Annotated in this window: 28 protein-coding genes; 22 read left to right on the top strand and 6 right to left on the bottom strand. The window is 70.6% G+C overall.

What is annotated here, in order from left to right; genetic code table 11:
• Positions 1-7: 7 nt before the first annotated feature.
• From MTES_RS04020 to MTES_RS03985, 9 genes are all read left to right on the top strand, one after another.
• Entirely contained in the window at positions 8-388 is a 381-nt protein-coding gene (locus MTES_RS04020) for a holo-ACP synthase (RefSeq protein WP_013583918.1), read from the top strand.
• Positions 385-1,506: an alanine racemase gene (gene alr, locus MTES_RS04015; protein WP_013583917.1), complete on the top strand. Its 1,122-nt coding sequence runs from the start codon at positions 385-387 to the stop codon at positions 1,504-1,506. The genes MTES_RS04020 and alr overlap by 4 nt, the downstream gene beginning before the upstream one ends.
• The gene (tsaE, locus tag MTES_RS04010; protein WP_013583916.1) at positions 1,503-2,006 is read left to right on the top strand and encodes a tRNA (adenosine(37)-N6)-threonylcarbamoyltransferase complex ATPase subunit type 1 TsaE; all 504 of its coding nucleotides are present in this window, start codon (positions 1,503-1,505) and stop codon (positions 2,004-2,006) included. The genes alr and tsaE overlap by 4 nt, the downstream gene beginning before the upstream one ends.
• A 79-nt stretch (positions 2,007-2,085) precedes the next feature.
• A complete protein-coding gene (locus tag MTES_RS19815) occupies positions 2,086-2,844 on the top strand; it encodes a hypothetical protein (protein ID WP_013583915.1) in 759 nt (252 codons plus the stop codon).
• Positions 2,790-3,287, top strand: a complete 498-nt coding sequence (locus MTES_RS19810; RefSeq protein WP_013583914.1) for an OmpA family protein — start codon at positions 2,790-2,792, stop codon at positions 3,285-3,287. Before MTES_RS19815 ends, MTES_RS19810 begins: the two co-directional genes overlap by 55 nt.
• A 1-nt stretch (position 3,288) precedes the next feature.
• Complete coding sequence (locus MTES_RS04000) at positions 3,289-3,822, top strand: DUF3060 domain-containing protein (RefSeq protein WP_013583913.1); 534 nt, start codon at positions 3,289-3,291, stop codon at positions 3,820-3,822.
• Positions 3,819-4,100 carry a DUF4190 domain-containing protein gene (locus MTES_RS03995; protein WP_013583912.1) on the top strand — a complete coding sequence of 94 codons (282 nt, stop codon included), beginning with the start codon at positions 3,819-3,821 and terminating at the stop codon, positions 4,098-4,100. Before MTES_RS04000 ends, MTES_RS03995 begins: the two co-directional genes overlap by 4 nt.
• The gene (locus MTES_RS03990; RefSeq protein ID WP_013583911.1) at positions 4,097-4,813 is read left to right on the top strand and encodes a response regulator transcription factor; all 717 of its coding nucleotides are present in this window, start codon (positions 4,097-4,099) and stop codon (positions 4,811-4,813) included. The genes MTES_RS03995 and MTES_RS03990 overlap by 4 nt, the downstream gene beginning before the upstream one ends.
• On the top strand, positions 4,810-5,727 hold the full coding sequence (locus MTES_RS03985; protein WP_013583910.1) for a sensor histidine kinase: 918 nt from the start codon (positions 4,810-4,812) through the stop codon (positions 5,725-5,727). The genes MTES_RS03990 and MTES_RS03985 overlap by 4 nt, the downstream gene beginning before the upstream one ends.
• Here the strand turns inward: MTES_RS03985 and MTES_RS03980 are convergent.
• Positions 5,702-6,625 (bottom strand): alpha/beta fold hydrolase, encoded by a 924-nt coding sequence (locus tag MTES_RS03980; RefSeq protein WP_013583909.1) that lies wholly within the window; start codon positions 6,623-6,625, stop codon positions 5,702-5,704. The genes MTES_RS03985 and MTES_RS03980 overlap by 26 nt on opposite strands.
• Positions 6,626-6,688: 63 nt before the next feature.
• On the opposite strand from MTES_RS03980, the gene tsaB reads away from it, so the two are divergent.
• From tsaB to MTES_RS18360, 4 genes are read left to right on the top strand one after another with little or no spacing between them, the layout of a single operon-like run.
• The gene (tsaB, locus tag MTES_RS03975) at positions 6,689-7,321 is read left to right on the top strand and encodes a tRNA (adenosine(37)-N6)-threonylcarbamoyltransferase complex dimerization subunit type 1 TsaB (protein ID WP_043360989.1); all 633 of its coding nucleotides are present in this window, start codon (positions 6,689-6,691) and stop codon (positions 7,319-7,321) included.
• The gene (rimI, locus tag MTES_RS03970) at positions 7,321-7,965 is read left to right on the top strand and encodes a ribosomal protein S18-alanine N-acetyltransferase (RefSeq protein ID WP_013583907.1); all 645 of its coding nucleotides are present in this window, start codon (positions 7,321-7,323) and stop codon (positions 7,963-7,965) included. Before tsaB ends, rimI begins: the two co-directional genes overlap by 1 nt.
• Positions 7,965-9,065 (top strand): tRNA (adenosine(37)-N6)-threonylcarbamoyltransferase complex transferase subunit TsaD, encoded by a 1,101-nt coding sequence (gene tsaD, locus MTES_RS03965; protein WP_050901836.1) that lies wholly within the window; start codon positions 7,965-7,967, stop codon positions 9,063-9,065. Before rimI ends, tsaD begins: the two co-directional genes overlap by 1 nt.
• Positions 9,062-9,469: a hypothetical protein gene (locus MTES_RS18360; protein WP_013583905.1), complete on the top strand. Its 408-nt coding sequence runs from the start codon at positions 9,062-9,064 to the stop codon at positions 9,467-9,469. The genes tsaD and MTES_RS18360 overlap by 4 nt, the downstream gene beginning before the upstream one ends.
• Positions 9,470-9,475: 6 nt before the next feature.
• On the opposite strand, the gene MTES_RS03955 is transcribed toward MTES_RS18360, so the two are convergent.
• Positions 9,476-10,663: a class I SAM-dependent methyltransferase gene (locus tag MTES_RS03955; RefSeq protein WP_043360987.1), complete on the bottom strand. Its 1,188-nt coding sequence runs from the start codon at positions 10,661-10,663 to the stop codon at positions 9,476-9,478.
• Between the two features lie 133 nt (positions 10,664-10,796).
• On the opposite strand from MTES_RS03955, the gene groES reads away from it, so the two are divergent.
• From groES to MTES_RS03940, 3 genes are all read left to right on the top strand, one after another.
• The gene (gene groES, locus MTES_RS03950) at positions 10,797-11,093 is read left to right on the top strand and encodes a co-chaperone GroES (RefSeq protein WP_013583903.1); all 297 of its coding nucleotides are present in this window, start codon (positions 10,797-10,799) and stop codon (positions 11,091-11,093) included.
• A gap of 136 nt (positions 11,094-11,229) precedes the next feature.
• Complete coding sequence (gene rarD / locus MTES_RS03945; protein ID WP_013583902.1) at positions 11,230-12,171, top strand: EamA family transporter RarD; 942 nt, start codon at positions 11,230-11,232, stop codon at positions 12,169-12,171.
• A 155-nt stretch (positions 12,172-12,326) separates the two neighbouring features.
• A complete protein-coding gene (locus tag MTES_RS03940) occupies positions 12,327-13,640 on the top strand; it encodes an ABC transporter substrate-binding protein (RefSeq protein ID WP_013583901.1) in 1,314 nt (437 codons plus the stop codon).
• Positions 13,641-14,029: 389 nt separating this feature from the next.
• Here MTES_RS03940 and MTES_RS03935 read toward each other — a convergent pair whose 3' ends face one another.
• The 4 genes from MTES_RS03935 to MTES_RS03920 are packed head-to-tail and all read right to left on the bottom strand — an operon-like array spanning position 14,030 to position 18,006.
• Entirely contained in the window at positions 14,030-14,785 is a 756-nt protein-coding gene (locus tag MTES_RS03935) for an ABC transporter ATP-binding protein (RefSeq protein WP_013583900.1), read from the bottom strand.
• Positions 14,782-15,789, bottom strand: a complete 1,008-nt coding sequence (locus tag MTES_RS03930) for an ABC transporter ATP-binding protein (protein WP_013583899.1) — start codon at positions 15,787-15,789, stop codon at positions 14,782-14,784. Before MTES_RS03930 ends, MTES_RS03935 begins: the two co-directional genes overlap by 4 nt.
• Positions 15,782-16,765, bottom strand: a complete 984-nt coding sequence (locus MTES_RS03925; protein WP_013583898.1) for a branched-chain amino acid ABC transporter permease — start codon at positions 16,763-16,765, stop codon at positions 15,782-15,784. Before MTES_RS03925 ends, MTES_RS03930 begins: the two co-directional genes overlap by 8 nt.
• A 2-nt stretch (positions 16,766-16,767) precedes the next feature.
• A complete protein-coding gene (locus MTES_RS03920; RefSeq protein WP_013583897.1) occupies positions 16,768-18,006 on the bottom strand; it encodes a branched-chain amino acid ABC transporter permease in 1,239 nt (412 codons plus the stop codon).
• 399 nt (positions 18,007-18,405) lie between these two features.
• Here MTES_RS03920 and guaB point away from each other — a divergent pair, with 399 nt between their 5' ends.
• The 6 genes from guaB (at position 18,406) to MTES_RS03890 (ending at position 25,132) form a co-directional block, all read left to right on the top strand.
• On the top strand, positions 18,406-19,908 hold the full coding sequence (guaB, locus tag MTES_RS03915) for an IMP dehydrogenase (RefSeq protein WP_013583896.1): 1,503 nt from the start codon (positions 18,406-18,408) through the stop codon (positions 19,906-19,908).
• A 162-nt stretch (positions 19,909-20,070) separates the two neighbouring features.
• Positions 20,071-21,141 carry a hypothetical protein gene (locus tag MTES_RS03910; protein WP_148272799.1) on the top strand — a complete coding sequence of 357 codons (1,071 nt, stop codon included), beginning with the start codon at positions 20,071-20,073 and terminating at the stop codon, positions 21,139-21,141.
• A gap of 46 nt (positions 21,142-21,187) precedes the next feature.
• Complete coding sequence (locus tag MTES_RS03905; RefSeq protein ID WP_148272798.1) at positions 21,188-21,430, top strand: hypothetical protein; 243 nt, start codon at positions 21,188-21,190, stop codon at positions 21,428-21,430.
• Positions 21,431-21,603: 173 nt separating this feature from the next.
• Complete coding sequence (locus MTES_RS03900) at positions 21,604-23,292, top strand: ABC-F family ATP-binding cassette domain-containing protein (RefSeq protein WP_013583892.1); 1,689 nt, start codon at positions 21,604-21,606, stop codon at positions 23,290-23,292.
• Positions 23,293-23,329: 37 nt separating this feature from the next.
• Positions 23,330-24,001, top strand: a complete 672-nt coding sequence (locus tag MTES_RS03895) for a TMEM175 family protein (protein ID WP_013583891.1) — start codon at positions 23,330-23,332, stop codon at positions 23,999-24,001.
• A gap of 15 nt (positions 24,002-24,016) precedes the next feature.
• Positions 24,017-25,132 carry a GuaB3 family IMP dehydrogenase-related protein gene (locus MTES_RS03890; RefSeq protein WP_043360984.1) on the top strand — a complete coding sequence of 372 codons (1,116 nt, stop codon included), beginning with the start codon at positions 24,017-24,019 and terminating at the stop codon, positions 25,130-25,132.
• The last annotated feature ends 11 nt before the right edge of the window (positions 25,133-25,143 follow it).

Raw genomic sequence — 25,143 nt, 5'->3', positions numbered from 1 at the left:
AGGACGCATGATCGTCGGAATCGGCGTCGACCTGGTCGACGTGCCGCGCTTCGAGGAGCACCTCGCGCGGACCCCGCGGCTGCTTCCCCGCCTGTTCGGGCCGGCGGAGCGCGTGCTGAAGCCCCGCTCGCTCGCCGCGCGCTACGCCGCGAAGGAAGCGCTCATCAAGGCGCTCGGCGGGTCGGACGGCGTGCATTGGACCGACATCGAGGTGGCATCCGAGCCCTCGGGTCGCCCGGTCTTCGCGCTCCACGGCGAGACCGCGGTCACGGTCGCCGCGCGCGGGATCACCGCCCTGCACCTGTCGATGTCGCATGACGCGGGGCTCGCCACCGCCTACGTGATCGCCGAAGCCGGCGCACAGCCCGCCCGAGAGGACACCGCATGAGAATGGCACCGGGGGTGCTTCGCGAAGCACTCATCGACGTCGACGCGATCACGGAGAACGTCCGCCATTTCCGGCGGCTCACCGGGGTCGAGGTCATTGCCGTCGTCAAGGCCGACGGCTACGGTCACGGGGCCCACCGCGCCGCGCAGGCGGCTCTTCGCGGGGGAGCGACGCGGATCGGCGTGTCCGACATCGACGAGGCCCTCGCCCTGCGGCGGGCGGGCATCCACGCTCCGCTCTTCGCGTGGCTGCACGCTCCGGGGGCGTCGTTCGTCGAGGCGGTGCGCCACGACATCGAGCTCGGCATCTCGGACATCGACCAGCTGCTCCGCGCGGGTGAGTCCGCGCAGGGCGACCGCCCGGCCGCGGTCCACCTGAAGATCGAGACGGGCCTGTCCCGCAACGGCATCGCCCCCGCCGACTGGCGCGTCGTGTTCGCCGAGGCGGCGCGTCTCGAGCGCATCGGGCGCCTCCGCGTGGTCGGGTTGTTCTCGCACCTGTCCAACGCCAGCGAAGAGGACGATCGCGCCGCGCTCGCCCGCTTCGAGGAGGGCGTCGTGCTCGCGGCATCCGTCGGTCTGAACCCGCCGCTCCGGCACATCGCCGCCACGCACGCCGCGATCGCCCTCCCCGAGGCGCGCTTGACCGGCGTCCGCATCGGCATCGGGATCTACGGCATCTCGCCGTTCCACGACCGGACGTCCGCCGACCTGGGCCTGCGCCCCGCCATGACGCTGCGCGGAGCGGTGTCGGCCGTCCGCCGCGTGCCGGCCGGGACGGGAGTCTCCTACGGCTACGTCTACCGGACAGAGCGCGACACGACCCTCGCCCTCGTGCCCCTCGGCTATGCCGACGGCGTTCCGCGGCAGGCGTCGGACCGCGGGCCGGTCGTGATCGGAGGGCGACGCTTCCCGGTCGCCGGACGCGTCGCGATGGACCAGTTCGTCGTCGACGTCGGTGACCACCCCGTGTCCGTCGGCGACGAGGTCGTGCTCTTCGGCGATCCCACTCTGGGCGTGCCGGCGGCACGGGACTGGGGGGATGCCGCCGACACCATCGACTACGAGATCGTCACGCGCGTGGGTCCCCGCGTGCCGCGGCGGGAGGTCGGGGCGTGAGCGTTCCCGACGACCTGCTCGGCGAGCGACGGATCGACGGCCCCGGCGACATGGAAGAGCTCGGCCGTGCGCTCGGTCGCGCGCTGGAACCGGGCGACGTCGTCGTGCTGACGGGCCCGCTCGGCGCCGGAAAGACGACCCTGACCCGCGGGATCGGCGAGGGTCTCGGCATCCGGGGTCCCGTCCAGAGCCCGACCTTCGTGATCGCGCGCACGCACCCCTCGCTCGTCGGGGGGACGCCGCTCGTGCACGTCGACGCGTACCGCCTGGGGGCCGCGGTCGAGCTCGACGATCTCGACATCGACGTGGCGCGATCCGCGGTGATCGTCGAGTGGGGGCGCGGCGTCGCGGAGTACCTCGCCGACACGTGGTGGGAGATCGAGATCGACCGCGAGGTGGGGGGCCGCGGCGTCGACAACGCCTGTGGCGAGATCGCCCCGCACACGCTCGACCTCGACGCGGACGCGCCGCGGACGGTGACGATCTCCCGCCGCCCGTGACCGGGGCGCGCGGCGGGTGTCGCGAAACAGCGACATCCCGGCGACACGGCTGCGACATCGGGTCAATACGGTGGATGCCATGAGTTCCTCCCCCCGCTCTCTTCCGGCCCGCGCCCTCGGCGCCGCAGCCGCCGTCGCGCTCCTGGCCCTGGTCGGGTGCAGCGCGGAGCCGGTGGCATCCACCTCCGCCGCCTCGACGCCGACCGACGCCGGAACATCCGTGCCGCAGACCGACATCGCCCGGGTCGCAGGCTACGACGCGGGGGAGTTCCCGCCCGTGCCGTTGTTCACCCTGCCCGATCTGGCGCTCCTCGACGGCTCGGCGTCGGCCTTCACGATCGCGGCGGCCTCGTCCCTGGCGTCGCTGCCCGGCGTCACCGTCCGCTCCGCCTCGTGCGACGCTCCCGGGAGCGTGAGCGCCGGAGCCGGAACGGCGGTGCTGTACGGCGACGGCTCGGGCACGTACACGGGACCGGACGGAACCATCCGCAACTTCGGCGACGGGTCGGGCTCGACGACGATCGGCGGTGTCGAGATCCAGAACTTCGGGGACGGCTCGGGTTCCTACGCCTCGGGCGACGTGACGATCCAGAACTTCGGCGACGGGTCGGGCACGTACCGCGATGCGACCCGTGAGGTGCAGATCTTCGGCGACGGGTCCGGCACCAGCGCCCGGGGCGACGAGAGCATCCAGAACTTCGGCGACGGGCGGGGAACTACCGCGCCGGAGCGGTCGAGATCCAGAACTTCGGCGACGGGTCCGGGTCGTACCGCGACGGCAGCGTGGAGATCCAGAACTTCGGCGACGGCACCGGCCGCGTCGATGGCGTGCCGGTGACGGTGGCGCCGCTGCCGCCCGTACCGAAGCTGGGCGTGTTCCCGCCGCTCGCGGCGCTGGCCCCCGTGGCCAGCTGCGGGACCACTCTCACGCTCTCGGACGCGGTGCTGTTCGATTTCGACTCGGCGGAGATCCGTCCGGATGCCGCCGGCGTGCTCGACTCCCTCGCCGCCCTGCTGACGCAGGGTGCGGTCCCGGCGGCAACCGTCTCCGGACACACGGATGCCATCGGCACCGACGCCGAGAACCAGGTGCTGTCCGAGCGCCGGGCGCAGGCCGTCGTCGACGCGCTCCGCCGGCGCGGCACGCAAACCGACTGGACCGCGGAGGGGTACGGGGAGTCCCGTCCCGTCGCCGCGAACGAGCTCGACGGGGTCGACAACCCCGCGGGTCGCCAACTCAACCGCCGGGTCGAGATCCTCGTCCCCACCTTCGGAGGCTGACATGCGCAGAATCACCACGACCGTCCTGACCCTGGGGCTGGCCGTCGCCGCGCTCACAGGGTGCGCCGTGAGCATCACGGACGATCAGGATGCCGCCGGCCCCCTCGCCTCTCCCACCGACGCCTCGAGCGTCGAGGTGGCGACCGACGACCCGCGGCCCGAGGTGATCGCCCCTCCGGCCCCCGCCGCCTCCGCCGCGCCCGAGGCCCCCTCGAACCTCCGCACCCGCGACGAGGCGATCGCCCTGGCGGACACGACCATCGCCTGTACCCCCGGTCTCGTCATCGCCGACGACGGCAAGGTCGTCCGCGTCGAGGGAGCGTGCGACGACGTGACCGTCTCGGGCTTCGCGACCGCGGTGGTGCTCGACGACGTGTCGACGCTCACCGTGAGCGGGAGCGGGATCGTCGTCTACGCCCAGCAGGTCGGCGACCTCGTGGTCAGCGGCGACGTGAACACGATCCTCTGGCGGGGGAACGCCCCTCGCCTCGACGACACGGGGGTCGCGACGACCTCGACCCGGGACACCCGATGAGCGCGCCGGTCCCCGTCTGGGGGCAGGCGGCGCCCCGGACGAACGGCCTCGCGATCGCCGCCCTCGTCCTGGGCCTGTGCGGATTCGGCATCCTGCCCGTCATCTTCGGGCACATCGCGCTGGGACAGATCCGTCGCACCGGGGATCGGGGAGCGACGCTCGCCATCGTCGGCCTCGTGCTCGGATACCTCGCGCTCGCCGCGACCGTCATCGGGATCGGCCTGGTGATCGTCGTCGCCGTCGGCATCCCGGTCTTCGCGACGTGGGTGTCGTCGTGAGCGACGAACGCCCCGGCATCCTGCTCGTCGACGACGACGAGACGATCCGCGCCGGGCTCGGGGCCTTCCTCGAGCGGAGCGGTTACCGCGTGGTGGTCGCCGCCGACGGGCAGGAAGCCCTCGACGCGCTCCCCGTCGGCGACATCGCGCTCGCCGTGTGCGACGTCATCATGCCGAGGGTCGACGGGCGGGAGTTCGTGCGGCGGGTGCGCGCCGAGGGGCGGTGGCTGCCCATCATCCTGCTGACCCAGGTGGGGGAGTCGTACGAGCGCAGCGCCGCTCTCGACGAGGGTGCTGACGACTACCTGAACAAGCCGTTCGATCCGCAGGAACTGCTCTCGCGCGTGCGCGCGGTCCTGCGGCGGAGCGTCCCGGGGGAGCGACCGTTGAGCGCGGCACCGCGGCTGCGGGCGGGAGCCCTCGAACTCGACCGTTCCGCGCGGCGGGTCTGGCGTGACGGCACCGAGGTGACGCTCACGCCCAAGGCGGTCATGCTCCTCGACTACCTCATGGCGCACCCCGGGGAGGTGCACACGCGCGATCGGCTTCTGACGGCGCTGTGGGGCTTCGACTTCGTCACCTCGACCCGCGCGATCGACCACCGCATCGCCGAGCTCCGGCGTGTGCTGGGCGACGACCCCGGCGCGCCCCGCTACATCGAGACCGTGCAGAGCGCGGGCTACCGCTTCGTGCATCCGGTCGGTGCCGCGTGAGCCGGCGGTCGGCGGCGCTCGCCATCGCGCTTCCCGTGACGCTGGGGGCGCTCGTCGCTCTCGTTCTCTTCGCCGTCGGCGAGCGACGGGCGCTCACCGTGAGCACCGCGCTGCCGCTGGTGGCGCTGTTCGTCGGCCTGGCCCTCACGATCGTCGCCGCGGTGGTCGTGGCGGTCGCGGCGCGCCGGGGCCGGACGAAGGCGGCGTCCGACCGTGCCCGGGGCGAGGGATACCGAAGCGGGCGCGGCGAGGAGCGCGACGCTCATCGCCGCTTCCTCGCGCGGCTCGACCACGAGCTGAAGAACCCGATCACCGCGATCCGCGCGACCCTCGCCGGGGTCGATCCCGCGGACGCCCCCGCGCACGTCGAGGTCATCGACGCGCAGGCGCGGCGGCTCGCGGCCCTCGTCGGCGACCTCCGCAAGCTGTCCGAGATCGAGACGCGGCCGCTCGAGACCGAGCCGGTCGACCTCGAGGCGCTCGCTCGCGATGCGGTGCACGCGATCGAGCAGCAGCGCCCCGAGGCGCGGGGCCGGATCAGCGTCATCGCCGAGCGGGTGCCGTGGTCGGTGCCGGTGCTCCCGGGAGACCCCGACCTGCTCGCCCTGGCCCTCGACAACGTCCTCGCCAACGCGGTGAAGTTCTCGGCATCCGGACCGATCGAGGTCCGACTGCGCGAGGACGGGGGAGGCGCCGTCATCCAGGTCGCCGACACGGGACGCGGCGTCCCGACCGACGCCCAGTCCCTCGTCTTCGACGACCTCGCGCGCGCGGCGAACGCGCGGGACGTGCCCGGCTCGGGCATCGGCCTCTCGCTGGTGCGGACGATCCTGCACCGTCACGGAGGGGGCGTCGAGCTGCGCTCCCGCGAAGGCGCGGGGACCGTCGTCACGCTGCGGTTGCCGACCGCCTGACGGGGGCGGGCGCGCGGTCGGCAGCCCAGACCGCCCGGAGCGCGCGCAACGTCGGGATCGGCTGCTCGACGTGCGCGAAGTGCCCGCTGTCCTCGAGCGCGACCTCGTCGAAGTCGATGATCGTCCGGGCCCACGCCCGAGCGTCGCGGGCGGCGACGAAGACATCATGGCGTCCCCGTACAGATCGGACGGGGCACGCGACGCGTCGCCACACGGCATCGTCGTGGGTGCGGGCCGTCCGCGCGGCCGCGAGGAACGCCGCGGGCCGGATCTCGGTCGCGAGGGCGTCGGTCTCGGCGCGGTCGACGCGGGACGGATGCCGGAACAGGGGGCGTGCCAGCACGCTCAGCATCCCCGTCCGGGCCAGGAGCGTGAGAAGAGGGCGCGACAGCGGGCCGAGCCCGCGGAGCACGTGCATCGCGGCGACCATCCCGGCGAGTCCCGGCAAAGTCAGGATGCCGCGGAGAGGGTGCCGCGCGACGGTCCGGGCGCCTTCCCCGCTCGGCGAGACGAGTCCGACGCCGACGGTCGCGGAGGGGAAACGCGCGGCCACGTCGAGCGCGACCACCGCCCCGAGGGAGTGTCCCACCACGCGCCAGCGCGGATACCCGAGCGCTCGCACCACGGCGGCCACCGCCACCGCGAGGTCGCCCGGATCGGGGACGGGCCCGGCCGACTCGCCCCACCCGGGCAGATCGATCGCCACGATGTCCGAGAGGGGCAACCGGATGTCGTCCGACGCCGCGATCATCGGAGCCCACGTGCGCCACGACCCCGCGGCACCGTGCAGGAGCACCGTGGCCACCGGGCTCCCCGACACCCGCCCCGCGTGCACGACGATGGTCCCCACCGCGGTGGGGACGACGAGTCGGCGCAGGCCGAGGGCAGTGGGATCCATGTCCCTTGTTCGGAACAGGGACCCCGATCGGATGCCATGACCCGCGGCGGATACCCTGGAACGGTGATCCTCGGCATCGACACCTCGCTCGGCACCGCCGTCGCGGCGATCACGCGCGACGGCGAGGTCCTCGCGGACGAGCAGAGCGCCAACCCCCTCGGTCACGCCGAGGTCATCGGCGACCTCCTGCGGCGCGCGACGTCGGTCGCTCCGGCGCCGACCCATGTGGCGATCGGCATGGGGCCCGGACCCTTCACCGGGTTGCGCGTCGGCATCGCGACGGCGCGAGTGTACGCGCTGGGGCGTGGCATCCCGGTCGTTCCCGTACCGAGCCACGACGGGATCGCGCTCGGCATCCTGCTCGCCGACGCGCTCACCGCCGTCGAGACCCCCCGCTTCGCCGTCGTCACCGATGCCCGTCGTCGGGAGTTCGCGTACAGCGTCTACGACGGGATCGACGACGACGGACTCCCGATCCGGATCACGGATGCCGCCCTCAGCCCCCGCGACGAGCTCGATCGGCGGCTCGCCGACCTCGGCGCCGTCCGCTCCGATGCCACGAGCGTCTCGGCCGCGATGGTCGCGCTCGCCGCCGCCCGCGCGCTCGACGCGGGACGCACCCTCGCGGGCACGGAGCCCCTGTACCTCCGCAGCCCCGACGTGGTGGCCGCGCACGCCCCGAAGCGGGTGAGTTGATGACCACCCGCTCCGCGACCCTCGACGATCTCGACGGGATCATGGCGCTCGAGCACGCGTCCTTCCCGACCGACGCCTGGAGCGCGGCGATGATGCGCGAGGAACTCGCGTCGCCGCACGGGTGGTACGTCGTCGTCGAGGAGGCCGGTCGCCTGATCGGGTACGCGGGTCTGCGCGCGGTGCGCGGGGCTCGGGATGCCGACATCCAGACGATCACGATCTCCGAGGCCGCACGGGGCCGGGGCCGGGGGCGTGCGCTGCTGACGGCCCTGCTCGAGGAGGCGGGTCGACGCGAGGTGCACGACGTCTTCCTCGAGGTGCGCGCCGACAACCCCGTCGCCCAGGCGCTCTACGCCTCGGAGGGGTTCATCGAGGTGGGGCGCCGTCCGCGGTACTACCAGCCCGACGACGTCGACGCGATCGTGATGCGGCTCGATCTCCGCGGCTGGCTCTCCCGCCGCGCCGACGCCCCGCAGGTCCCTGAGCCCGGTACCCCTCAGGTCCCTGAGCCCGTCGAAGGGTCCGGCACGCCCCAGGTCCCTGAGCTTGTCGAAGGGTCCGGCACCCCCCAGGTCCCTGAGCTTGTCGAAGGGTCCGGCACCCCCGAGGCCTCCGCCGCCACGACCGGAAAGGGCTGGTGCTGATGAACGCGCCCCTCGTGCTCGGCATCGAGACCAGCTGCGACGAGACCGGCATCGGCATCGTCCGCGGCCGACAGCTCCTCAGCAACACGATCGCCTCCAGCATGGACGAGCACGCCCGCTACGGCGGTGTCGTGCCCGAGGTCGCCGCGCGCGCCCATCTGGAGGCCCTGCAGCCCTCGATCGACGCGGCTCTCGCCGAGGCGGGCGTGACCCTCGCCGATCTGGACGCCGTCGCGGTCACCAGCGGCCCGGGCCTCGCCGGTGCCCTCATGGTCGGGGTCGGCGCGGCCAAGGGCCTCGCCGTCGCCCTCGACAAGCCGCTCTACGCCGTGAACCACCTCGTCGGGCACATCGCCGCCGACATCCTGGATGCCGACGCGGGGGAGCTCGAGTACCCCACGGTCGCCCTGCTCGTCAGCGGTGGGCACACCTCGCTCCTTCTCGTCCGCGACCTCACGAGCGACGTCGAGCTGCTCGGCGAGACGATGGACGACGCCGCGGGCGAGGCGTTCGACAAGGTCGCGCGTCTGCTGAAGCTGCCCTACCCCGGCGGCCCCGAGATCGATCGCGCCGCAGCCTCCGGCGACCCGACCGCGATCCGCTTCCCGCGGGGTCTGTCGCGCGCCTCCGACATGGCATCCCACCGTTACGACTTCTCGTTCTCGGGCCTGAAGACGGCCGTCGCGCGCTGGGTCGAGCAGCACGAGGCCGCCGGCCAGCCCGTGCCGGTGGCCGATGTCGCAGCGTCCTTCCGCGAGGCCGTCGTCGATGTCCTCGTCACCAAAGCCCTCGACGCGTGCGCCCGCCACGGCGTGCCCCGCCTGCTGCTGGGTGGGGGCGTCATCGCGAACAAGCGTCTGCGCGACGTCGCCCTCGAGCGCGCCGCGGCCGCGGGTGTCGCGGTCCGCATCCCGCCGCTGCGACTCTGCACCGACAACGGCGCGATGATCGCGGCCCTCGCGGCCGAGCTCATCTCCTCGGGGCGGCCTCCGTCGACCCTCGCCTTCGGCGCCGACTCGACCCTGCCCGTCACCGAGATCCAGGTGGCGGAGGATCCGGATGCCGAGCCCCCGGCATCCCGCCCCGGAGCCCCCGCGTGAGCGAGACGTCGCCGCCGACTCGGCGCGCACGCAAAGAGGTCGAGGGCGCGACCGCCCTCCCCGACGCCGGGGAGACGGACGGGGAGGAAGGTCGCCTCGCGACCGCGCAGCTCGAGATGGCGGCGTTCGGCGATCACGTGATCCCCTACGTGCCCCCGACGCCGAAGCCGCCGCGCTCCCTCGCCCCGTGGGCGCTGGGGCTGGCGATCGTCGCCCTGGCGTCGTCGTTCTTCTGGGGATGGCTGCTCCCGCTCAGCGCGGTGGCGGCGATCATCGCGGTGATGTCCGTGCGTCGCGCGCACGACAGTCGGCGCGTCGCGGTGTGGGCCCTGGTCCTCTCGCTTCTGTCGGGCGTGTTCAGCGCCGGTTGGTTGATCTGGGGCTTCTCGCAGCTCCCCGCGTGACGGCAGTCAGACCCGATCGGCCAGCAGGGCCAGTCGCTTCGAGCCGACGCGCGTCAGGATCAGGGTCGCCGACTCGTCACCGCGCAGCGACAGCTTCTTGCGCAGGACCGCCGGGTCGACGTCGACGCCGCGCTTCTTGATCTCGAGGGTTCCGATCCCCCGCGCGCGCAGCGACTGGGCGAGCTTCTTCGGATCGGCGGGCAGCTGCTCGCGCACGCGGAACGACGAGACGAACGGGCTCGTCAGGGCCGCGTCGGACGTCAGGTACGCGATGCCCGGGGCCAGCATCCCCGCCTCGAGCGCGCGGGCGACCTCGCCGATGAGCCGCGCGCGGATGACCGCCCCGTCGGGCTCGTGCACGAACGCCCCGAGCTCGTGCGGCTCGACGTCGGGGGAGTCGGCCGGAGCCGTGAGCTCCCACGCCTCGTCGCCGCGCACGACCAGCGCCGCGCGGCGCACGTCCGAGCGGGCGAGCGCTCCCGCCCACAGGACGAGCTCGATGGTCGAGCCGTCGGCGCTGATCCACTGCGCCTCGACGTCGTCGGGGATCTGCCCCCGGTCGAAGCCCGGTCCGAGCTTCACCCCGCCGGACCGTTCCGCCAGCAGCGCGAAGACCCAGTCCAGCGAGGGGGACCACTCTGTCGACGACACCTGGCGCGTCTCGGAGTGCCCCGCCGTGCGTCGCGCGGGGTCGAGCCACACGGCATCCGCGCCGTCGAGGTCGACGTCTTCGGCGCGCGCGTGCCGGACGGTCACCGCGTCGTCGAAGGGCGCGAGGTTGTACGCGGCGATCGCGGCGGTCACCTCGTCGGCATCGACGGCATCCACGCGCAGGCCGAGGCCCGCCATCCCCAGGGCGTCCCCGCCGATGCCGCACCCGAGATCCGCGACGCGCGTGATCCCCGCGGCGCGGAAGCGCCCTGCGTGCCGGGCGGCGATCGACAGGCGCGTCGCCTGCTCGAGGCCGGCGCGGGTGAACAGCATCCGGTCTGCGAACGGCCCGAACTTCGCCGCTCCCCGCACGCGGAGCCGAGCCTGGCCCACGACCGCCGACACGAGGTCGGGGGAGTGCCCCGCCGCCCGCAGGCGCGACACCGCGCGAGCCGCGTCGTCGGTGGACTCGATCCGGCCCACCTCGTCGAGAAGACGCAGGCCGTCGGGGGTGAGCAGGGCGGTCAACTCGCGGGTATCCACCCGATTCAGCCTAGGCGCGGGAATGTGTTGGCACTCGCGTTGCGTGAGTGCCAACGCTTCTCTACACTCGGATTAGCACTCTCCCCGCGTGAGTGCTGACAAGTCTTCTGTAACGAGAAAGAAGAGGTAGACCGTGTCGGTTTCCATCAAGCCGCTCGAGGACCGCATCGTCATCAAGCAGGTCGAGGCTGAGCAGACCACCGCGAGTGGTCTCGTCATCCCCGACACCGCCAAGGAGAAGCCGCAGGAGGGCGAAGTGGTCGCCGTCGGCCCCGGCCGCATCGACGACAACGGCAACCGCGTCCCCCTCGACGTCGCCGTCGGCGACCGCGTGCTCTACAGCAAGTACGGCGGCACCGAGGTCAAGTTCGGCGCTGAGGAGTACCTCGTGCTCTCGGCTCGCGACGTGCTGGCGGTCGTCGTCCGCTGATCACCGCGTCAGATCGTCTGAAGGCTCCGGATGCCATGGCATCCGGAGCCTTCGTCGTTCCCGGCCGCTCGCGATCTGGCAGGAAAGAGACCACCTGCGGCGCTTCGACGCGCGACCGCCCGCGTAGGCTGGATCGGTGACCCCCGCGCCTCCCGCTCCGACCGGTGAGAGCACCCGCGGTGCGCTGTACGCCCTCGGCGCCTACCTGCTCTGGGGCGTCCTGCCGATCTACTTCCTGCAGCTCAAGCCCACCGGCCCGTTCGAGGTCGTGGCCTGGCGGATCATCCTCGCCTTCGTCTTCTGCCTGATCCTGCTCACGGTCCTTCGGGCCTGGCGACCGTTCCTCGCGATCGTGCGGCAGCCCCGCCTCATGGGGCTCACCGCGGTGGCGGGGGTCCTCATCTACATCAACTGGCAGACCTACCTGTACGGCGCCCTGACGAACCACGTCATCGAGACGAGCCTCGGCTACTTCATCAATCCGATCGTGACCGTCCTGCTCGGAGTCATCGTGCTCCGCGAGCGTCTGCGGGTCGTGCCGTGGATCGCGATCGGCCTCGCCGTCGTCGCCGTCGCGGTGATCGTGATCGGGTACGGGGCCTTCCCCTGGATCGCCCTGACCCTCGCGTTCTCCTTCGGCTTCTACGGGCTCGTGAAGAAGCAGATCGGTCCCGCGGTGGATGCCGTGAGCGGTCTGACCCTCGAATCGCTCTGGCTCCTCCCGGTCGCCGCGATCCAGCTGTTGTTCGTCGCGAACCTGACCGGGATCACGCTCGGCACGGCGGGCACGCTGCACACGGTTCTCCTGCTGCTCGCCGGGGCCGTCACCGCCGTTCCGCTGCTCCTGTTCGCCTCGGGCGCGCGCCGTGTGCCGCTCACGGTGATCGGTCTCCTGCAGTTCGTGGCCCCCATCATCCAGTTCGCGATCGGCGTGTGGGTCCTGGGGGAGCCGATGACGGTCGAGAGATGGATCGGCTTCGCCCTGGTGTGGGTCGCCCTCGTCGTGCTGAGCGTGGACTCGATCGTGATGTCGCGCCGCCACCGCGCCGCGATCTCCGACGTGGCAGAACCCGTCTGACCAGCAGAAAACGCACTCTCCGGCACGCGCGCGCACACGCGATTCATAACGATTTCGGCGCAGTCTCCGGACGAAAACACATTCGTAACACACGGCGGTTAGGTTCGTCCCACCGCGTGGCGAGGCCACGCATCATCATCGAAAGGACGAGCCAGATGGTTCATTCCAAGAAGGGGTGGTTCGCTGCCGCAGCACTCGCGGCCGCAGCCACCCTCACGCTCGCCGGCTGTAGCGGCGGAGGCGGCAACGACGCTGGTTCCACCGGGACTGCGGCGCCCGCAGGAAACTACGCCAGCCAGGACTGCGCGGCCGACGCCACCAGCGCCAACACGCTGAAGGTCGGCACGATCCTGCCGCAGACGGGCACCCTGGCCTTCCTCGGCCCGCCCGAGATCGCCGGTGTCGGCCTCGCGGTGAACGACATCGTCGAAGCCGGTGACTCCGCGTGCACCTTCTGGACCGACTCGGGCGACTCGACCGACATGGCCGTCTCGTCGGCGTCCGCAGACAAGCTGATCGACGCCAAGGTCTCCGTGGCCATCGGTGCGGCTTCGTCGTCGGTCTCGCTCAACGTCGTCGACAAGCTCGCGGCGGCTCCGGTCGTCGAGATCTCGCCGGCCAACACCTCGGCCGAGCTCTCGGGCAAGTCCCCGTTCTTCTTCCGCACCGCTCCGCCGGACACCGTCCAGGGCTCGGCGCTCGGCCAGCTCATCGTCGGCGACGGCAAGCAGAGCGTCGCGTTCCTCGTCTTCAACGACGCGTACGGCACGGGCCTGCGTGACGTCATCGAGAAGACGGTCGAAGACGCCGGCGGCACCGTCACGTACGGCGGCAAGGGCAAGGGCCAGGAGTTCCCGCCCGGACAGACGACGTTCTCGTCGGAGGTCACCGCGGCCATCGCGTCGAAGCCCGACGCCATCGTCGTCATCGCGTTCGACGAGACCAAGGCGATCGTCCCCGAGCTCGTCTCGCAGAGCTGGGACATGAAGAGCACCTACTACACCGACGGCAACACGTCGGACTACTCGAAGGTGTTCGACAAGGGCACGCTCGAGGGCGCGAAGGGCACCATCCCGGGGGCCAACGCCGCGGACGACTTCAAGAAGCGTGCGTCGGACTGGCACCAGAGCGTCGAGGGCTCGGCTCTGTCCGACTACTCGTACGCCGCTGAGTCGTACGACGCCACCATCCTGGCTGCGCTCGCCGCCAAGAAGGGCGGCGCGACCGACCCGACGACCATCCAGAAGAACCTGGCCGCCGTGTCGGGTGCTGAGGGTGGCACCGCCTGCTCCACCTACAAGGAGTGCGCCGAGGCTCTCGCCGGTGGCGGAAGCATCCAGTACAAGGGTGTCTCCGGCGTCGGCCCGTTCAACGCGCAGAACGACCCGTCGAGCGCCTTCGTGGGCATCTACGAGTTCGACGCCGACAACAAGCCGATCTGGCAGAGCGCCGTCGAGGGCAAGTCCTGAGCCCCCTCGTCTGACGCCGAAGGGCGGTCCCGGTTCGCCGGGGCCGCCCTTTCGCGTGCGGGAGGGATGCCAGGGCTCGGGCGGGAGGCCACCACGGCGCCGCTGTGGGCCGCCGCGGGGCGGGGTTCTTGACGACGCAGGCGCGCGGGCTCTGCGCGCCTCCAGGCCCGGAGGGGCTCCTGGCGCCGCAGTCACGGCGGGGCCGTGTGTGCCTCCCGGCGGGGAGGGGCTCCTGGCACCGCACTCACGCGGGGCCCTGTGTGCCTCCAAGCCCCAGAGAGGCTCCTGGCGCCGCCGGCACGGCATCCGTCCGTCCCTCCCGGACACACGAAACGGGCCTCGTGCCGCGGCGGGGAAGCCGTGGCACGAGGCCCGTTGTTCGGGGTCGGTCAGGCGGCGCCCTCGACGTCGGTCGCGAGCGTGCCGAGGTAGAGCTGGATCACCTTGGGATCCTTGGCCAGGTCGCGGCCGGTGCCCGTGTACGCGTCCTTGCCCTGGTCGAGCACGTACGCCCGATCGCAGATCTGCAGGCAGCGACGGGCGTTCTGCTCGACCATGATGACCGAGACGCCCGCCTTGTTGATCCGGCGCGTCCGGATGAAGGTCTCGTCCTGGCGCACCGGGGAGAGGCCGGCGGACGGCTCGTCGAGCAGCAGGACCGACGGGTCCATCATGAGCGCGCGGGCCATCGCGACGGACTGACGCTCACCGCCCGACAGCGAGCCGGCACGCTGACCGCGACGGTCGGCCAGAACGGGGAAGATCTCGAAGATGCGCTCCAGCTGGGTCTGGAACTCGCGCGGCTTCTGGTAGATCCCCATCTGGAGGTTCTCTTCGATCGTCAGCGACGGGAAGACGTTGTTCGTCTGCGGGACGAAGCCCACCCCCTGCTTGACGAGCCGGTTCGGCTTCCATCCGGTGATGTCGGTGCCCTTCAGAGTCACCGAGCCCTGGCGGATGTTCACCTGCCCGAAGACGGCCTTGAGGAAGGTCGACTTTCCGGCACCGTTGGGCCCGATGATCCCGATCAGCTCGCCCGGGTGGGCGACGATGTTCACGCCGTTCAGGATGTTGATGCCGGGGAGGTACCCCGCGTGCAGATCCTTCGCGACGAGGACGGGCTGAGAGTCGGTGGACGTGCTCATGAGCGCGTCTCCTTTCCGAGGGCCTCGTCGACGCGAGCCTCTTCCTGTGCGTCGGCCGCGGCGGCTTCTTCCGCCAGAGCGATCGCCGTGGTGTCGGTGAGGAGCGCGTCGTCGCCCAGGTCGGTGTCGTGGTGCGCGCCCAGGTAAGCGTCGACGACGGCCTGCTGGGACATCACCTCGCCGGCGGTGCCCTCGGCGACGATCGTGCCCTGCGCCATGACGACGACCCAGTCCGAGATGTGGCGGACCATGTGCATGTCGTGCTCGACGAACAGCACCGTGGTGCCGTCATCGCGGAGAGCCTGGATGTGCCCGAGCAGTGACTGCGTCAGCGCGGGGTTCACTCCGGCCATGGGCTCGTCGAGCATGATCATCTTCGGGTCGCTCATGAGCGCGCGAGCCATCTCGAGCAGCTTCTTCTGGCCGCCCGACAGAGAGCCGGCGAGGTCTTCGCGCTTCTCGTACAGCTTGAAGCGCTCGAGGAGCTCCTCCGCCTTCGCCGTGATCTCCTGCTCGCGCGCCTTCCAGAGCGGGCGGATGAGAGCGACGGCCATGTTCTCGCCCGGCTGCTGGTTGGCCCCGAGCAGCATGTTCTCCATCACCGTCATGCGCGACAGCGCCTTCGTGAGCTGGAAGGTGCGGACCATCCCCATCCGGGCCACCTTGGATGCCGCGGTGTCGCCCAGGGTGCGTCCGTCGAACGACCATCGCGCCACGCGGTCCGCCGGCGGCCCACCGATGAGACGCTTGGCCGACGTCGGCTTGTCGAACCCGGTGATGAGGTTGAAGAACGTCGTCTTCCCCGCACCGTTCGGGCCGATGAGCGCCGTGATGCCTCCGCGCTGCACCTCGAGGTGCTGCACGTCGACGGCGGTCATGCCGCCGAAGCGGCGGACGATGTTGTCGACGACGAGGATCGGGTCGGGCTTGCTCGCCCCGGGCTCGTGGGGGACCCCCGCGAGTGCTTCGCGCGTGCGGACGGTCGCTGCTGTCGGCTCAGACATTGAAGCTCAGCTCCTTCTTGTTGCCGAGGATTCCTTGCGGCCGGAAGATCACGAGCAGCATCAGAGCGATACCGATGAGGATCCACGAGAACTGCTCGGTCTGCTGGCCCGACCACACCCCCTCGGGCACGATCAGCCGCGTGACGCCCTGGATGAAGATGCGCACGACGAAGAACAGGATGGCGCCGAGCACCGGACCGAAGATGGTCGCGGCGCCGCCGAGGAGCAGTGCCGTCCAGATGAAGAACGTCATCGATCGGCCGAGGGCGTCCGGTTGCACGGAGCTCGGCATCACGTAGACGATGCCCGCGATACCGCCGATCAGCCCACCGAGGATGAGCGCCTGCATCTTGAACGAGAACGCGCTCTTGCCGAGGCTGCGGACGGCATCCTCGTCTTCGCGGATTCCCTTGAGCACGCGGCCCCACGGGCTGCGGATGAGCAACCAGACGAGAACCAGGAGGACGGCCACGACGGCCCACGCCACGGCGCGCACCCACCAGCCGCTGACGCCGGTGTTGTCGTACGTCCACCACAGGATGGTGGTCTGGCCGTCACCGAAGAACGACAGGCCGTTGAAGGGGTCGCGGTAGCGGTCGCCCGGGATGCCGTTGCTGCCGTTCGTGATCGGTCCGAGCACGCTCGAACGGCCGACCATGCGGATGATCTCGGCAGCCGAGATCGTCACGATCGCCAAGTAGTCGCCGCGGAGCTTCAGGGTCGGGACACCGAGGATGAAGCTGTAGACCAGCACCACCAGCAGGGCGACGATCAGGGCGGGAACGAAACCGAGACCCGCCTGGACCGAGACGGCGAAACCGTACGCGCCCAGCAGCATGAAGCCGGCCTGGCCCATGTTGAGCAGGCCCGTGTATCCGAAGTGGATGTTGAGACCGATCGCGGCGATCGCGAGAGCCGCGGTGGTGGGGGCGATGGCCGTCGAGGCCATCTCGCGCAGAAGATCGAGGAAGATCATGGTCAGCCCACCCGTTCCTTGCGTCCGAAGAGGCCCTGCGGTCTCACCAGCAGCAGCAGGATGAGGAGCACGAGCGCGGTCGCGTACTTGAAGTCGCCGGGCAGCCAGATGTTGGTCAGCTCCACGGTCATGCCGATGATCAGGGCTCCGAAGAGGGCGCCGAACGCCGTGCCGAGACCACCCAGGGTGACGGCCGAGAACAGCAGGAGCAGGAGCTGCATACCGGTCATCCAGTTGACGCCGTTCAGGACGAGGCCGAGCAGGATGCCCGACAGACCCGCCAGCGCGGCAGCGGTCGTCCAGATCAGACGCACGACGCCGTCGACGTTGATTCCGGATGCCGCGGCGAGAGCCGGGTTGTCACTGACGGCGCGCGTGGCGCGCCCGACGCGGGTCTTCAGCAGGAACAGACCGACACCGATGAGCACGACGACGGCGATGGCCATCGCCACCAGCGAGTCGACGCTGAGGCTGACGGGACCGAGCCGTACCGGGATCGGGTTGGCCGTCACGATACGGACGGTCGATGCCCCGATGAAGAACTGGAAGGTGTACTGCAGGGCCAGCGACATACCGATCGTGACGATCATGAGCTGCGTCAGACTCAATCGGCGTTTGCGGAGCGGCTTCCAGATGCCGACGTCCTGGAAGTAGCCGAAGGCGGCGCAGATGACGACGACGATGATGCCCGCCACGAAGATGTTGAGCCCCAGGACGTTGGCGAAGAGGTACGCCAGCAGTCCACCGAGGGTCACCATCTCGCCGTGCGCGAAGTTGGAGATGCCCGTGGTGCCGTAGATGAGCGAGAGGCCGACGGCGGCGAGAGCGAGGAGCAGGCCGAGGCGCAGACCGGACGCGGCCTGCTGAGCGAGGCGATCCCAGTCGAACCCGCCCGCCGAAGCGGCCTGATCACCGGGGGTGTCGCCGGCGGCGGAGCCGTCGACGTTGCCGTTCAGCCCGATCAGGACCGCGGTCGAGGAGCCGAGGTTCACCGGACGGACGGAGGGGTCCTCGCTCTTGAGCGTGACGCCGTCCGGCAGGGTCTCGGGGTCGACCGAGACGGAGTAGTCGCCGGGCTCGGAGAAACCGATCGACCACTTTCCGTCGTCACCGGTGGTCGCCGAGGCGGTTCCCCCGGGGCCGGTGGCCGTCACCGTGACGCCACCGCCGGCCGCGGCGAGCGTGCCGTTGAGGCAGCCCGTCTCGGGTCCGGGGGTGCAGGCCTCGGTCTGCGTGGTCACGGGCGCGGTTGTGGCCGCATGCGCCGCGGGGGGTGCCGCGAACAATGCTGACCCGAGCATCACGGTGATGATGGCGGCGAGTAGTGCCCAGGCCAAAGCGGGGCGGGATAGCGTTCGCGATCGTATCGCGGTGGGGGAGGGATGACCCACGGAGTCTCCAGTTCGGCAGCGCTGACGAAGTCGTCCCGTCAGCTTCGACGGTCGACGCTACGAGCGTAATGTGTCGGACGTGTTTCACCGACCGTCTCGTTAGCGAACCGTGTCATCACTCTGCGCGAACCGGTCAGCCGCTGCGGGAACAATTCACAGCCTCCCGACGCTTAGAATCGCAGGCGGAGCGCGAAGCGCCCCGGCCGACGACGTCATCTATATACAGGCGCCGCGCGCGCAGGAGGATCCATGGAGCAGCACGACCCCTTCGGTTTCATCGGACTGACCTATGACGACGTGTTGCTCCTTCCCGGGCACACCGACGTCATCCCGAGCGAAGCGGACACGTCGTCGCGCCTCACCCGTCGCATCACGGTGGCCACGCCGCTGCTCTCCTCGGCCATGGACACCGTCACCGAAGCCCGCATGGCGATCGCCATCGCGCGCCAGGGCGGTATCGGCATCGTCCACCGCAACCTCTCGATCGAAGACCAGGCGGGCATCGTCGACCAGGTCAAGCGCAGCGAGTCCGGCATGGTCTCCAACCCGATCACGACGACCCCGGATGCCACCGTGGCCGAGGTCGACGCGATGTGCGCGCAGTACCGCATCTCGGGTCTCCCCGTCGTCGATCCCGACGGCGTCCTCGTGGGCATCATCACGAACCGCGACATGCGCTTCGTCTCGGGCTTCGAGCGCCAGACCACCCTCGTCAAGGACGTGATGACGAAGGAGGGTCTGATCACCGGGCATGTCGGCATCCACGCCAACGACGTCATCGCGACGTTCGCCAAGCACCGCGTCGAGAAGCTGCCCCTCGTCGACGACGACGGCAAGCTGGCGGGCCTCATCACCATCAAGGACTTCGACAAGAGCGAGAAGTACCCCCTCGCGACCAAGGACGACCAGGGTCGCCTGCGCGTCGGAGCCGCCATCGGTTTCTTCGGCGACGCGTGGCAGCGCGCCGAGGCCCTGCGCGACGCCGGTGTCGATGTCCTGGTCGTCGACACCGCCAACGGCCAGTCCGCCGGCGTCATCGATATCGTGACGCGCCTCAAGGCCGACGAGTCGTTCGCCCACATCGATGTCATCGGCGGCAACGTCGCGACGCGCGAGGGCGCGCAGGCGCTCATCGACGCCGGAGTGGATGCCGTCAAGGTCGGCGTCGGGCCGGGCTCCATCTGCACCACGCGCGTGGTCGCCGGTGTGGGCGTGCCGCAGGTCACCGCGATCTACGAGGCGGCGCAGGCGGCGATCCCCGCCGGTGTCCCCGTGATCGCCGACGGTGGTCTGCAGTACTCGGGTGACATCGCGAAGGCGCTCGTCGCCGGTGCGGACACCGTCATGCTCGGCTCGCTCCTCGCCGGAACCGACGAGTCGCCGGGCGAGATCGTCTTCCAGGGCGGCAAGCAGTTCAAGCAGTACCGCGGGATGGGTTCCCTCGGTGCGCTGCAGACGCGCGGCAAGAAGACCTCGTACTCGAAGGACCGCTACTTCCAGGCCGACGTGCCCAGCGATGACAAGCTCATCCCGGAGGGCATCGAGGGCCAGGTGCCGTATCGCGGCCCCGTGTCGGCGGTGGCGTACCAGCTCATCGGGGGCCTGCGTCAGTCCATGTTCTACGTCGGCGCACGCACCGTGGAAGAGCTCAAGACCAAGGGCAAGTTCGTCCGCATCACCTCGGCGGGCCTGAAGGAATCGCACCCGCACGACGTGCAGATCGTCGTCGAAGCGCCGAACTACAAGAAGTAAACGTTCTCCACGAGGGGCCGGGCAGGCGACTGCCCGGCCCCTCGTCGTGTGCGGGTGAACCGCCTGGTGGGAATTCGCGACGGCTCGCGTGCCTCGGGGGTCTGCTCTCTAGCCTCCTCCTGGGGCATGCAGACATGCGCTTTCCGAGAGAAGGGTTTGGCAATGAGAAGAATGGCGACAGCGATGGTGCTCGTCGGTGTGTGCGTGGCGGGCGGGATGACCCCGGCGTTCGCCGACGAGGCGCCGGACGGCGTGCTCGAGGCGATCGTCGCGGACACCGCGCCGGCTCGGATCCAGGGAGATGATCTCGTCGCGCAGGTGGGCGATGTCCGCGCCGAGATCCCCGTGGACTCAGAGGAGCCCCTGACCCTGCAGTCGGGAAATGGACCGGAGATCTCGATCACGTTGCCCCGGGGTGACGGCGACGAGGATGAACCTGCGCGAGAGGGTTCCGGCGCTGTCTCGCACGATCTCGGAGACGGCTCCCGCATCGTCCCGGCCATCCGGTCCAACGGCATCGTGCAGATCCTCTCGGTGCTGCACGATGCCGGCGCGCCGACCTCCTTCGACTACGACGTGGCCGTGGGCACCGGTGGCTCGCTGGTCGCGGCTGCCGATGGTGGGGTCCGCCTCCTGGACGCCGCCGGGGAGGAGGCCGCGTCCGTCGCGGCGCCGTGGGCCGTGGACGCGTCGGGGAAACAGATTCCCACGCACTTCGTGCTGGGGCAGAATCGCCTCACGCAGATCGTCGATACGACGTCCGTCGTTGACGTGCAGTACCCGGTCGTGGCCGACCCCGCCGTGTCGGTGACGTACTACCGGTACAGCGCGGTGAACGTGTCCCGCACGTACAACTGGACGAACAAGGCCATTCAGCTCGCCATCTGCAAGGTGCAGTCGGGAGCATCGCGCGGAACGTGCACGATGTCGGCCGGCTACGAACTGGAGACCTCGGTTGACACCTCCTTCGGTCTTACGCGTGGCTTTGTATCAGCGAACATCGGCGTCAACGAGTCCAAGAAGGTGACCGGGAACGTCAGCTGGACCTCGCCGGTGGCCTATGCAGGCAGTTCGTACAAGGCATGGGCCGTCGGTACTCGCGTCACCTACCGAATCCAGAAGTGGATCGGGAGAAAGACGCTCGGTATGTCGACGCCGCGGTGGACGCTCGACAGCACCTCTTCGACACTGTCGGCTTTTGAGCCCCAGGTCGGATTCGCCGTTGGACAGTAGGCCAACCCGCTCTTGGCGGACGGTGCGAGGCATCCTTCCCATCACCGTGGCGACGACGGCCACAATCGCGGGAGTCATCCTGCTCACCGTCAATTCTGTGGTCATCGATGACCCGGGTCCCGGTTCCGCCTTGCCGCGTGCGTACCTGGCAACCTGGCCCGCGGGTCTGGTGCTTCTCGGCGTGGGCATGCTCGGCGTGGTCGCCGCGTGCCTGGTCGAGTCGATGCGCGATCACTGCCGCGGCTGGCCCGTTCCGGATCGTCGTCGAGGCGCCGACGACAACGACTAAGCGCGTCGCGAAGGGCCGGGCGGGTGGCTGCCCGGCCCTTCCTCGTGCGTCTTGGCGGGGCGGAGACCGGTCCGCCAAGCTGGTCGGCTCGCTTCCCGGCGGGCCGACCAGCGAGCGCCCCGCGCGTCCGGAGGTCGACGCCACCGCCACGAGCGGTCGACCGGAATCTCCCCATGGGCTACCTCGACCTCACCGCCGTCTCCTTCACCCTGCCCGACGGGCGACCTCTCCTCGACGAGGTGACGTTCCGCGTGGGGGAGGGCGTGACGACGGCGCTCGTCGGCCCGAACGGGGCGGGAAAGTCCACACTGCTTCGCATCGTGCGCGGCGAGGAGAAGGCTCACGGCGGGGCGATCGCGATCGGCGGCTCTCTCGGGGTGATGGACCAGTTCATCGGCCACGGAAAAGCGGACGAAACCGTGCACGACCTCCTCGTCTCGGTGTCGCCCACGCGTATCCGCCGCGCGGCGCTCGAGCTCGAGGCATCCGAGAACGCCCTCATCGAAGAGGACGATCTGGACACTCAGATGCGGTACGCGGCGGCGCTCGCCGACTACGCCGACGCGGGCGGGTACGATCACGAGACGGTCTGGGACACGTGCACGATCGCGGCGCTCGGCGTCCCGTACGAGCGTGCGCGATTCCGGGAGCTCGCCACGCTGTCGGGCGGGGAGCAGAAGAGGCTGGCCCTCGAGTCCCTTCTGCGCGGTCCCGACGACGTCCTGCTGCTCGACGAGCCCGACAACTACCTCGACGTTCCCGGCAAGCGTTGGCTCGAGGATCAGTTGCGGGCCACGTCGAAGACCGTCCTCCTCGTCTCGCACGATCGGGAACTCCTCGCGCGCGCGGCCGACCGCATCGTCACCCTCGAGACGGGTGGCGCGGGGAGCACGGCGTGGGTGCACGGAGGGTGCTTCGCCACGTACGCCGCGGCGCGCGAGGACCGGATGGCCCGGCTCGACGAGTTGCGCCGCCGATGGGACGAGGAACACGCGAAGCTGCGGGCGCTCGTCGCGCGTATGAAGGTCGCCGCCGCCGCCAACGACGGTTTCGCCTCCCGTTATCAAGCCGCGGTCACGCGGCTCACGAAGTTCGAGACCGCCGGTCCGCCGCAGGAGCGGCCGCCCGAGCAAGACCTGCAGCTGCGTCTTCAGGGTGCGCGGACGGGCAAGCGTGCCGTGGTCGCCGAGCGGCTGGAGCTGACCGGGCTGATGAGGCCGTTCGACCTGGAGGTGTGGTTCGGCGACCGCGTGGCGGTCCTCGGCTCCAACGGCTCGGGGAAGTCGCATTTCCTGCGGCTGCTGGCCGGGGGCGGCTCCGACCCGGACGCGCTCCTGGGGCATGTGACCACCGTCGGCGCCGGACTCGACCGCGTCCCGCACACCGGACGCGCGATCCTCGGCGCGCGCGTCGTGCCGGGGTGGTTCGCCCAGACCCATCGGCATCCGGAGTTCGTCGGACGCACGCTTCTCGACCTGCTCCATCGCGGCGACGACAACAGACGGGGGATGCCACGGGATGCCGCGAGCTCGGCGCTCGACCGCTACGGCCTCGTCGCGCAGGCGGAGCAGCCGTTCGACACGCTGAGCGGCGGGCAGCAGGCGCGGTTCCAGGTGCTCCTCCTCGAGCTGTCGGGGACGACGCTGCTGCTCCTCGACGAACCGACGGACAACCTCGACCTCGCGTCCGCCGAAGCCCTCGAAGAGGCCCTCGCGCGGTTCGAGGGGACCGTGCTCGCCGTGACGCACGACCGCTGGTTCGCCCGCTCCTTCGATCGGTTCCTCGTCTTCGGGGCGGACGGTCGGGTGTACGAGTCCTCCGAGCCGGTCTGGGATGAGAAGCGCGTGGTGCGAGCGCGCTGACGGGTGCGCCGGTCGTCGACGCGGCTACGCTGTGCGCATGATCCGGCGCAGGAGTCACCCCGAGGCATCCGTCTCGGCGCGGCGCACCGAGGCGTTCACCGACGGGGTGTTCGCGATCGCGGCCACGCTCCTCGTCCTGGGGCTCACCGACCAGTCGCTGGGAACGGTGCGCACGAACGACGACCTCGCCGAGGGCCTCCTCGCGCTGGCGCATCCGGTGTTCTCGTTCGTCATCAGCTTCCTCATCCTCTGCGTGATGTGGATGACGCACGTACGGCAGTTCGAATGGATCGTCCGCATCGACGACACCGGGATGTGGCTGAACAACGCCCGCCTGCTCCTGGTCGTGCTGGTGCCGTTCACCTCCTCGCTGAACACGTCGTACGACGACCTTCTGCTCGGACGGATCCTGCTGCCCATCAACTTCTTCCTCGCGATCGTGGTGGGCTGGCTCCAGTGGGTCTGGGCCGTGCGATCGGGCGCGACCGTCGACCTGACCCCTGACGATGCCCGGCGGTTGGGGCGGGCCGGTCTCAGCGCGGTCGTGATCAGCGCCGGAGCCGTGGCGCTCAGCCCGTGGGTCGGCTCGCTCGCCTTCCTCCTCTTCGCCCTGGATGGTCCTCTGACGCGTCGGCTGCGCGGCGCCGACGCCCCCGTCGCGCCCGCGACCTCCTCCCCGACCGACGGCGGTGTCGAAGGTCGCGGGTAGGCTGGGCGGGTGACCATGGAGATCGACCTCGGCCGCGCCAAGCGCGCCCGCCGCGCGTACACCTTCGACGACATCGCGGTCGTGCCGTCTCGGCGCACGCGCAACCCCGAGGACGTGTCGACGACCTGGAGCATCGACGCCTTCTCGTTCGAGATCCCGGTGCTCGGCGCGCCGATGGACTCCGTCGTCAGCCCCCGCACCGCGATCGAGCTCGGTCGCCTCGGCGGCCTGGGCGTGCTCGACCTCGAGGGCCTCTGGACGCGGTACGACGACCCCGAGCCCCTCCTGGCCGAGATCGCCACTCTGCCGGATGCCGATGCCACCCGTCGTATGCAGCAGCTCTACTCCGAGCCGATCAAGCCCGAACTCGTGCGCGACCGTCTCGCCGAGGTCCGCGCCGCCGGTGTGACCGTGGCCGGAGCCCTCACGCCGCAGCGCACGCAGGACCTGTACGAGACCGTCGTCGCCGCCGGCGTCGACCTGTTCGTCATCCGCGGCACCACCGTGTCGGCCGAGCACGTGTCGAAGGTCGCGGAGCCGCTCAACCTCAAGAAGTTCATCTACGACCTCGACGTTCCCGTCATCGTCGGCGGGGCCGCGACCTACACCGCCGCCCTGCACCTCATGCGCACGGGGGCCGCCGGCGTGCTCGTCGGCTTCGGCGGGGGAGCCGCGTCGACCACGCGCGCGACCCTGGGCCTGCATGCCCCGATGGCCACCGCCGTCGCCGATGTCGCCGGTGCGCGCCGCGACTACCTCGACGAGTCCGGCGGACGCTACGTGCACGTCATCGCCGATGGCGGCGTCGGCACGTCGGGCGACATCGTGAAGGCCCTCGCCATGGGCGCGGATGCCGTCATGCTCGGCGTCGCCCTCGCCCGGGCGACCGATGCTCCCGGCCGCGGCTTCCACTGGGGGCCGGAGGCCCACCACGCCAAGCTGCCCCGCGGTCGTCGCGTCGCCGTCGACCGGGTCGGCCCGCTCGAGCAGGTGCTCTACGGTCCGGCGCCCGTCGCGGACGGAACCGCCAACCTGATCGGCGCCCTGAAGAAGTCGATGGCCACGACCGGCTATTCCGACCTCAAGGAGTTCCAGCGCGTCGAGGTCGTCGTGGCCCCGTACGGACACTGATGCCGGAGACC

Origin of the sequence: Microbacterium testaceum StLB037 (assembly GCF_000202635.1) — a bacterium.
GTDB classification, from domain to species: domain Bacteria; phylum Actinomycetota; class Actinomycetes; order Actinomycetales; family Microbacteriaceae; genus Microbacterium; species Microbacterium testaceum_F.
Note: the sequence above shows the minus strand (reverse complement) of the source record. Positions and strands in the feature narration are given on the sequence as shown.

Excerpts from the sequence above, each read along its gene's own strand:
- MTES_RS04020 (WP_013583918.1), top strand. The coding sequence starts at position 8 with ATGATCGTCGGAATCGGCGTCGACCTGGTCGACGTGCCGCGCTTCGAG.
- alr (WP_013583917.1), top strand. The coding sequence starts at position 385 with ATGAGAATGGCACCGGGGGTGCTTCGCGAAGCACTCATCGACGTCGAC.
- MTES_RS19815 (WP_013583915.1), top strand. The coding sequence starts at position 2,086 with ATGAGTTCCTCCCCCCGCTCTCTTCCGGCCCGCGCCCTCGGCGCCGCA.
- MTES_RS04000 (WP_013583913.1), top strand. The coding sequence starts at position 3,289 with ATGCGCAGAATCACCACGACCGTCCTGACCCTGGGGCTGGCCGTCGCC.
- MTES_RS03995 (WP_013583912.1), top strand. The coding sequence starts at position 3,819 with ATGAGCGCGCCGGTCCCCGTCTGGGGGCAGGCGGCGCCCCGGACGAAC.
- MTES_RS03980 (WP_013583909.1), bottom strand. The coding sequence starts at position 6,625 with ATGGATCCCACTGCCCTCGGCCTGCGCCGACTCGTCGTCCCCACCGCG.
- rimI (WP_013583907.1), top strand. The coding sequence starts at position 7,321 with ATGACCACCCGCTCCGCGACCCTCGACGATCTCGACGGGATCATGGCG.
- tsaD (WP_050901836.1), top strand. The coding sequence starts at position 7,965 with ATGAACGCGCCCCTCGTGCTCGGCATCGAGACCAGCTGCGACGAGACC.
- MTES_RS03940 (WP_013583901.1), top strand. The coding sequence starts at position 12,327 with ATGGTTCATTCCAAGAAGGGGTGGTTCGCTGCCGCAGCACTCGCGGCC.
- MTES_RS03935 (WP_013583900.1), bottom strand. The coding sequence starts at position 14,785 with ATGAGCACGTCCACCGACTCTCAGCCCGTCCTCGTCGCGAAGGATCTG.
- MTES_RS03930 (WP_013583899.1), bottom strand. The coding sequence starts at position 15,789 with ATGTCTGAGCCGACAGCAGCGACCGTCCGCACGCGCGAAGCACTCGCG.
- MTES_RS03925 (WP_013583898.1), bottom strand. The coding sequence starts at position 16,765 with ATGATCTTCCTCGATCTTCTGCGCGAGATGGCCTCGACGGCCATCGCC.
- guaB (WP_013583896.1), top strand. The coding sequence starts at position 18,406 with ATGGAGCAGCACGACCCCTTCGGTTTCATCGGACTGACCTATGACGAC.
- MTES_RS03910 (WP_148272799.1), top strand. The coding sequence starts at position 20,071 with ATGAGAAGAATGGCGACAGCGATGGTGCTCGTCGGTGTGTGCGTGGCG.
- MTES_RS03900 (WP_013583892.1), top strand. The coding sequence starts at position 21,604 with ATGGGCTACCTCGACCTCACCGCCGTCTCCTTCACCCTGCCCGACGGG.
- MTES_RS03895 (WP_013583891.1), top strand. The coding sequence starts at position 23,330 with ATGATCCGGCGCAGGAGTCACCCCGAGGCATCCGTCTCGGCGCGGCGC.
- MTES_RS03890 (WP_043360984.1), top strand. The coding sequence starts at position 24,017 with ATGGAGATCGACCTCGGCCGCGCCAAGCGCGCCCGCCGCGCGTACACC.